The sequence below is a fragment of the Prevotella sp. HMSC077E09 genome, from assembly GCF_001814685.1.
Taxonomy (GTDB): Bacteria; Bacteroidota; Bacteroidia; order Bacteroidales; family Bacteroidaceae; genus Prevotella; species Prevotella oris.
In genome coordinates, this window is the sequence record NZ_KV817578.1 from 24,146 (window position 1) to 25,452 (window position 1,307).

At 40.1% G+C, this 1,307-nt stretch carries 2 protein-coding genes; both read right to left on the reverse strand.

From position 1 onward, the window contains the following. Positions 1-475 (reverse strand): hypothetical protein (locus tag HMPREF2983_RS09730; protein ID WP_070667948.1); only part of this gene is annotated, 475 nt, incomplete at its 3' end. A 2-nt stretch (positions 476-477) separates the two neighbouring features. After that, positions 478-1,307, reverse strand: an 830-nt coding sequence (locus HMPREF2983_RS09735; RefSeq protein WP_070667950.1) for a relaxase/mobilization nuclease domain-containing protein, incomplete at its 5' end; no start/stop codon positions are given.

Here is a 1,307-nt window from a genome sequence, read left to right on the forward strand (position 1 = left end):
GAAATTTCAAGGCATCATCCTTGTATTGCTGTTTACATTGCCACAAGAAGTAATTGCCGACCAAAGAAACAAAACAAAGGACAGATACTGCTACCATATAAGTAAAGACTTTCGAGGATTTGATGTCAAAGCTGTGCCTGTGAATATGTTCCTGCGGTATTGGATGCTCTTTCTTCTCCTGCCATTCGTGTAACATGGTCAAGACACTTGCCACCAATTTGTCCATGGACTTAGCCTCCTCATCTTTGATGCGTACTTGTACTCCAATATACTTGTTAATCACATCTTTTGTTCGCTGTTCATACTGATTGAGCAATTCCAGTTCTTTCTGCTCATCACTTTGTGCTGATGTAGATTGAATAGGGAGAGAAACAGAACTGTTCTCCTTTTCTTTCAACTCCTTTAGCTCCTTGTAAATTGTCTCCAGTTTGTTCTTGATTTCCTCAAAGAGGACAAATGTATTATTATCAGCCATAGTTATAAATGTATTTTACGTTTTTTCTTTTTCTTCTTTTTATCGAGTGTGTTATAAACCTCCGCAGGAACAGTACCATGAGTTTGAAACAAATCTAATCCTCCTTCTATGAGGTTATTGGTAATTTCGCTCGTAACACTTGCAACATTGGATATGAGGTTTATCATTCCTTGTGTCTGCTGTTCGTGTTCCCTGTCATTCTGTTGCAGGGCAAAGTCTATCTTGGAATAACTAAAACCCCTATCTACTTTAGAGCCATTGAAATGATAACCGTTCTTTTCAAAGATAATTCCCTGCACTTCTTGTGTATTGCCTTTGTACTTAAAGCGGACATCAATCCCTTCTCTCTCCAAGTGGACAAGTAACGCCTTCCAATCCCTGCACCGAGCAATTTCAGTTTTCAACGCCTGATAGATTTCATACTTGGTCTTGTCGGGTTCTTTCAGACGATGTTCCTTGACCTTCTCCTTGCCACCAGCAAAGTATAAACCGTATTTGGCAGTCAATTCTTTGCAAATCTTCTCACTTTTGAACCTGTCGTTACGATCAGAGATAGTCTTGCCGTTGTTATCTATCCGATTGAAAGCGATATGCACATGAGGGTGCTCCTTATCGAAATGGCGACCTATGATGTACTGCGTATCTTTTATTCCCATCTTCTCCATGTATTCACAAGCAATCTGCGCCATCCATTCATTACTGAGCTTGGAAGAATCCTGTACGGAGAAACTTAAGGAGATATGTCCCACAACCTTACCCACTCGTGGATTAAGTTCTGTTTGGTCGATGAAACTTTGAACAATATGGTTGATACTGTCTATTCTCACTCCGG